The sequence below is a fragment of the uncultured Thiodictyon sp. genome (assembly GCF_903828115.1).
Lineage (GTDB): Bacteria > Pseudomonadota > Gammaproteobacteria > Chromatiales > Chromatiaceae > Thiodictyon.
This window is the reverse complement of sequence record NZ_CAIKKU010000355.1, coordinates 1-6,725: the sequence shown is the minus strand read 5'-3', so window position 1 is coordinate 6,725 and position 6,725 is coordinate 1. Positions and strand designations below refer to the sequence as shown.

Below are 6,725 nucleotides of genomic sequence, written 5' to 3'. Positions count from 1 at the left end.
TCTGGCGCTCCATGGCCGCCTGTAAGGCCAGATCACGCCTGGTATAGACCAGCCAGCGCACGATCACCTGTTGCAGCATGACCAGCCCCAGGGCCAGCCAGGCGCTCTGCACCAGGGACTCGAAAAGGGTGCCGGCCGTGTAGAGGAAACCGAGCCCTGCCAGTAACCCCAGGGCCAGGGGCGCACCGACGATGATGGCATACCAGAGGTTGCGCAGGCGGTTGGCCCAGCCGTTCGGGTGGGCCGCCAGCAGTCGCGCCAGGACCCCGGAGCGGGGATTGAGCAGGGTACCCAGGAAGACCGCGGTCCCCAGCATGGCGCCGATCAGGACCAGGCGGCCCAGGCTGTCGCTGTCCACGGTATCGCGGTTGAGGTAGACGGCATAGGCGATCAGGCTGCTGACGACGATGAAGGGGGTGAACCAGCGCAGGTGGCGACGAATCTTTTGGAGCACATCGCTCTCCCAGCGAAAATGCCGGTCGGCGACCCCCCCGGGGAGACAGGTCAGGCGAAAGGCGCGCAGGAAATAGAGCCCGAGCGACACCTTGATCAGGCCATTGCCGATGGCGCGGGTGAAGCTGGTGGCCTCGATGGAGGCCGAGAGGGTATGGCCCAGCAGCAGGATGGTCAGCGGCACCGGCAGCGCCGCGACCAAGGTCAGCCCGATCGCCTCCAGGGTGTAGCCGAACCGGTCCGTGCGCACGCGCCGCAGGGGCTCGGCGGTCGCCAGGATCGCCCGTTTGATGGCCGTCTGCTTCCAGAGCAGCAGCAGGACCGCCAGCAGGCCGGCCCCGGGCAGCGGTGAGTGCAGTGACTCGTAGCCCAGGACCCGCAGGGCCTCCATCCAGCCCCGCGGCGAGAGCAGCCAGGCCGCGGCCCCGGGCAGGGCCGACAGGCTCGTGAACGACAGTGAGTCGGTGCTGCGGACCCACAGCAGGTTTTGGGCGAGGAAGGCGTCGTAGTCGGTGGCGCTCTGGATCAATTGCTCGGCGGCGTCGTTGATCTCACCCTGTTTGCGGATGTAGGCGTCGGTCCCGGCCAGGGCCTTGTCGATCAGGTCGCGGCGCTTCTCCAAGAGCTGCTCGAGCTCGTCGCGGACCACGTCGGTCTGCGCCGCCGGGTTGGCCGCGGCCATTTCGGTAAGGACGGAGTCCAGGTCGCGCAGGGCGCGCTGTTCCTCCCGAAAGCGGATCTGGCTCAGCGTCGCCTCGGCGATCTGGTCGTTGCGGGCGGCGATCTCTTTGCGGAGTTTGCGCAGGTCCGGCAGGTCCTGGCGCCGATCGATCCAGACCTGGCCCAGGGCCTGATTGACCCCCGCGACATCGATGCGCTCCCGCGCACCCCGAAAGTCGGCCTCAATGCGCTTGTGTTCCCGCTCGGTCTGGGCGAGCAGCTCGGCGAATTGATCGAGTTGCCCGGCCAGTTCCCCCAGGGTCCCGGTCAGTTTGGCGTTCTCATTGGCGGCCTCCTGCACCAGCGGGTGCTTGTTGACCGCGGCCCGTTGTGCGTCCTCGGTCTCACGCCGCGCCTGTTCCGCCTCGCTCTTGCGGCGCTGGTCCTGGACCTCCTGGAGTTGCGCCTGGCGCTCCTTGATGCGCCGCAGGTTGAAGCCCTGTTGCTCACGCTGGGCGCGATAGAGTTCGTCGCGCGCACTCTGGCTCGCGAGTTCCTGCTCCAGGGCGCGCGACTCTGCCGTCAGGGCCTGGCGGCGCGTGGCCAGGACCCAGGCGGTCGCCTGGGTCGCCTCCGGCGCTTGGTTCGGGGGCGCCGGGGCCTTCGCGTCCATGTCCAGTTGCTCGAGCAACTGGCGGATGTCCGCCACCCGGCCGCGCGCCTCGCTCATGCGGGCGGCGGCGCCGTCGATGGCCTTGTCCAGCTCGCTGATGCGCGCCTCGGCGGCGGCCGCCTCGGTGCGGGTCTTGGTCAGTTGCTGCTCGAGCTCCTCGCTCGACAGTCCGACGGGGCCCGGGACGGCCGCCTTGACGTCATCCTGGCCGGCCGCGACCTGCTTGCGGATCTCGGCCGCCTGGTTGGGGGCCTCCTCCAGGGCGCGGGTGAAGGCGCCGGCCTTGGCCGCGTACTCAGCGGCCGCGTCCAGCGCGGCCGCGGCCCGCCGATAGTCGTCGATCAGGGCGGTCCGGGCGGCCTCGTCCAGGCCCTTGCGGGACTGCGCCTGCTTGATCCTGGCCTCGATTTCGGTTGCGGTGGGGGTGCCCGGGAGGGTGGTCGCCGCGCTCGCCGCCCGCGGCGGGGACGCCCCCAGGGTCAGCCAGGCGAGCAGGAGCAGCCAGACGCCGCGCTTGGCAAGGTCCATTGTCTGAATCATGTCGGTTCGTTTAAGTTCATTTGCGGCCGATGATTGATCTTAAGAAGCGCGGTTGCGTCAAGGTGCGCCAGCGCCGCGACTCACCCTGCAGGCCGGGCGGCGGCCGCAGCAGCAAGACGGCGCCGTAGAGGGCGGCCCCGGCGCCGACCATGGCGGCCAGGTACAGAACCCGGGACCCGGCGAGCCCCGCGGCCCTCAGGGCCAGGTCAGTCGCAGCCAGCACCAGTGCCATGATCCCATTGAGGCGCAGGATTGGCCACAGGGCGCGCCCCACCTGGCCCCAACCCAGCCCCAGGGTGCGGTTGGCGAGGCCGGCCAGGCGGGCGGCGTTGTGGATGAAGGCGGGCAGGGCGCAGACCGCGACCCCAACCAGGCCCCAGTGCAGCCCGATTGCGGTGCCGCAGACCAGGAGGCCCAGTGTTTCCAACTGGATCCGCATCTCGCGCCCCAACTGGTTGTGGGAGGCGGCCACCGCGCGCGCGAGGTTGGCGATCACCCGCAGCGGTCCGGCCAAGGCCAGCACCTGCAAGGGGAGGGCGGCGGCGGCCCAGGGTTCGCCATAGAGGACCACGATCAGCGGCTCCGCCACCCAGAGCAGGCCGACATACAGGGGCATGGCATAGAAGGAGACCAGGGTCAGGGCGCGCAGGAAGACCGCGGCGCACTGCTCGCGGTCGTCCTGGAGCGACGCCAGGGCGCGAAACAGGGTCTGATAGGCGGCCCCGCTCAAGAGGTCGTTAGGCATCTCCGCCAGGCTGTCGCCCTTGTTGTAGAGACCCACCGGGCCGGCGCCCAGTTGGCGGCTGATGAGCGTATTGGCGGTCTGGGCGCGGGCGTATTGGATGATGTCGTTGACCGAGAGCTTGAACCCGTAGACACCGAGCGTGCGGGCGGCGGCCGGGTCGAAACCGAGCGCCGGGACCCAGCCGGCCCGCCGCGCGCTGAGCAGGGTCCGGACCAGGGCACCGACCAGCCCGCCCAGGGCGAGGCTGGCCGCGCCCAGCCCCAGGAAGGCCAGCAGGGTGCTCGCGAGCGCCGCGCTCAGGCCCCCCGCGAACATCAGGACGGAGACCTCGCGAAAGCGCATGGCCCGATGCAACAGCGCCGTCGGCACCGCCATGAAGGGGCGCAGCAGAAAACCGAGCGAGCTGAGACGCAGCAAGGGCTCCAGGCGGGGGTCGCCGAACCAGGCGGCGAAGGCGGGCGCGATCAGGTTGAGCGCCGCACAGATGGCCGTGCAACTGGCGAGCAGGAGCGCGAACAGGGTGCGCACATCCCGCGGGCCCAGCACCTTGGCGCGCACCAGCGCCTCGCTGGTGCCGTTGGCGGCCAGGAAACCGAGCGCCCCGGTGAGGATCTGCACCGTGACCAACAGCCCGAAGTCGGCCGGCACCAGGAGCCGCGCCAAGACCACGCCGAAGCCGAGCGTCACCAGTTGGACACCCAGGTCGCCGGTCAGGACCCAGAGCGTATTGGCCCTCAGGCCCGCGCCCAGGCTCACGGGCCCCCCGGCAAGGTCTCGAATCCTCTCACAAAGACACGGAGGCACGGAGAAGAAACAGTTGACAACAAAGTTCTACATCTAGGCTTGCGTGGACCAAGTGGCTCCACCATGATGTGGACCTCGCGCTCGGCGGGCCGCGACCATCTTCGCGTTCACTTGCGCTGTTCGCGGACTAATTCTCCTGGAAAGAGTAGTCATCCACAGATGAACACAGATGAACACAGATGATTCATTGGCTTACGCTGGTCGGGGGCTCACCTCGCGGGTGCTTGTGGCAGGAGCGATAAGCGCATGACACTTCGCAGAAAAGCTGTGTTTATCTGTGTTCATCTGTGTCCATCTGTGGATTTTAGGATTGTCGGCGCGGGGTAACAGCCGCGCCCGCGGTCATGATGTCACTGCCGGTGAGTCTTCGCAATGCTGTACCAACTCAAGATTCGGGCCCTGAAATCGCCGCTATGGCAGCGGCTGAGCGCGCGCGTGCAGGCGCTGTTCGGCCGCGGTCTCGGGGTGAGCGAGGTCCCGGACCGGCTCAAGGAGGACCTGATCAGGCGCCTCGTGCCGGGCAAGACCTTTGCCGACATCGGCTGCATGTGGCGGGTGAACGGGCTCTTTTCATTCGTGGCGGAGGACGCCGGGGCGGCGCGCGTGGCGGCGGTCGACATCTATCCGGCCAGTCGCGAATTCACCGCCGAACTGCTGCGGCTCGACTCGCGGGTGCAGTTCATTCAAGGCGACATCCACGACGACGAAACGCTCCAGGCGATCGGCCGCCGGGATCTGGTCTTCTGCTCCGGCCTGCTCTACCACACCCCCAACCCGGTCGCCACCCTGATGCAGTTGCGCCGGATCTGCGACGGGGTCCTGATCCTCAACACCAGCACCCTGCCCGAGCACCCGGGGATCAAGAACTTCGCGGTCTTCTACCCCTATCTGGACGAGGGACAGCGGCGCCTCTGGAGCCTGGGGGAGGGCGCGCTGGGGGTCTCGACCCCCTATGATCCGGCCCAGGGCTATGCCAACTGGATCTGGGGCTTCTCCCACTCGTGTCTGGAGTCGATGCTGCGCTGTGCCGGCTTCCGGGTGGTGGAGCGCTATGGTCAGGGGTTTCTGTCCTGCGTGGTCTGCGAGACGGTGCTCCCGGGCTTCCTGCCGGCCGCCGGGGACTGGACCCTGGCCCCGGTGCCCAGGACCTTTTCGGGGCAGGGCGCCGCCCCGCCCGCGGCACAGCCGGCGGCGGGCTCGCCATAGATCCAGCGCAGCACGGCCTCCTCCACCGCCTTGCCGCGCCAGGTCTGCAGGCGCGGGTTGTTGATCAGCGACACCATGATCCAGCGGCGGCCCGTCCGGTCGTCCACGAATCCCGCAAGCCCGGTGGCGCCCGCCATGGTGCCGGTCTTGAGGTGCCCGTGTCCGCGCAGGGCCTCGTGCTTGAAGCGCCGGTGCAGGGTGCCGTCCACCCCCAGGATCGGCAGGGACGCCATCAGCTCCGACATGCCCTGGTTGGCGTAGGCGAAGGCGAGCAGCCGCCCCAGGCTCGCGGCGCTGATCCGGTCCTCGCGCGACAGGCCGCTGCCGTTCGTGACCACCAGTTCGGGGAAATCCAGCCCCTGTTGCGCCAGCCACTCCTTGGCCGCCGCCTCGCCCTTGGCCGGGGTGGCCGGGCGGCCGAAGCGCTCCATCCCGAGCGTCAGGAACAGGGTGCGGGCGATGAGGTTGTTGCTCCACTTGTTGACGTCGCGCAGGATCACGGGCAGCTCCGCGGACTCGTGGGTGTGGAACAGGACGGCGTTTTTTGGTCGCACCCCGTCGCGCACCTGACCCTGCAGGGTCCCGCCCAGGTCCTCCCAGAGGGCGAGAACGGCGCGGCCCGCCTGCTGCAAGGGGTCCAGCAGCAGCCCCTCGACGCGATCGCGCCCGCAGTCGGCGGCGAAGGTCCCCTGGAGCGTCATAAGCGCCGGCCCCTCCCCCGCGACGGCCACATGCACCCGATGGTTCTTCGCCTGACAGGCGCCCTGGACCACCTTGAGCTCATTGCGCAGCTCCACATGGGCGACCGGCGGCGACAGATAGGCGCGCAGCGTCTTGGCCGCCGGGTCCAATTGCAGCTCCACCGCGGTCAGTTGTTCATTGAGACTGAAGGCCACCGGCAGGGCGTTGTAGCCGGACTGCCCCTTGCCGTCGAAGGCCGCCCTGGAAGTCTCCGGCGGGGCGAAGGCGCTGTTGTCGATGATCAGATCCCCGCCGATGGTGGTGAGACCGCGCGCCTTCAGCTCCCACAGCAAGCGCCACAGGTCCTCCAGGCGCAGGCTGGGGTCGCCCCCGCCCTGGATGATCAGGTCGCCGGCGAGCCGGCCATTGACCAGGGGGCCGCTGAGCCAAGCACGGGTCTGCCAGCGGAAGTTGGGGCCGAGCTGCCCCAGGGCGACGATGCTGGTCAGGAGCTTGATGGTCGAGGCCGGCACCCGCGGCACCTCGCCGTTGAGGTCCACCCGCGGCCGCTCCTGGGTCACCTCGCGCACATAGAGGCTCAGATCCGCCTGGTCGATCTGGTGCAGCCGCAGCGCCCGGTCGAGGTCCACGGGCAGGGGTCCGCCGTGCCCCGCCGCCGGGAGTAGCCAGAGGGCGAGCCAGAGCCGCGGCAGGAGGCGGCGGCGGACCGCAGGCCGCGCTCGGTGGGATGGTGCAGGCACAGGGGGCGATCTCCAGTCAGGGTGACCGCCCAAGGATACCAGGGACCCGGTGCGACACCGAAGCCGCGAGGTCGTCGCGGGTGCGATCAGAGCTGAGGTGGTGACCCAGATCCCGGGTCCGCGGTCGTTGTCGTTGTCGTTGTCGTAATCGTTGTCGTTGTCGTTGTCGAATAATCCGACCGCGATTACGACAACGACAACG

The 6,725-nt window shown here is 69.0% G+C and carries 2 protein-coding genes and 2 pseudogenes; 1 reads left to right on the top strand and 3 read right to left on the bottom strand.

Annotated features, from left to right (window positions below):
- Positions 1-2,326 (bottom strand): annotated as a pseudogene (locus QZY48_RS13055) (mechanosensitive ion channel protein MscS); the annotation flags it as partial.
- A gap of 16 nt (positions 2,327-2,342) precedes the next feature.
- Positions 2,343-3,827 (bottom strand): lipopolysaccharide biosynthesis protein, encoded by a 1,485-nt coding sequence (locus tag QZY48_RS13050; RefSeq protein WP_295431290.1) that lies wholly within the window; start codon positions 3,825-3,827, stop codon positions 2,343-2,345.
- A 420-nt stretch (positions 3,828-4,247) separates the two neighbouring features.
- Between QZY48_RS13050 and QZY48_RS13045 the strand changes: the two genes are divergently transcribed.
- Positions 4,248-5,081, top strand: a complete 834-nt coding sequence (locus tag QZY48_RS13045) for an SAM-dependent methyltransferase (protein WP_295431289.1) — start codon at positions 4,248-4,250, stop codon at positions 5,079-5,081.
- Between the two features lie 62 nt (positions 5,082-5,143).
- Here QZY48_RS13045 and dacB read toward each other — a convergent pair.
- Positions 5,144-6,352, bottom strand: a pseudogene (gene dacB / locus QZY48_RS13040) (D-alanyl-D-alanine carboxypeptidase/D-alanyl-D-alanine-endopeptidase); the annotation flags it as partial.
- Positions 6,353-6,725 lie beyond the last annotated feature (373 nt).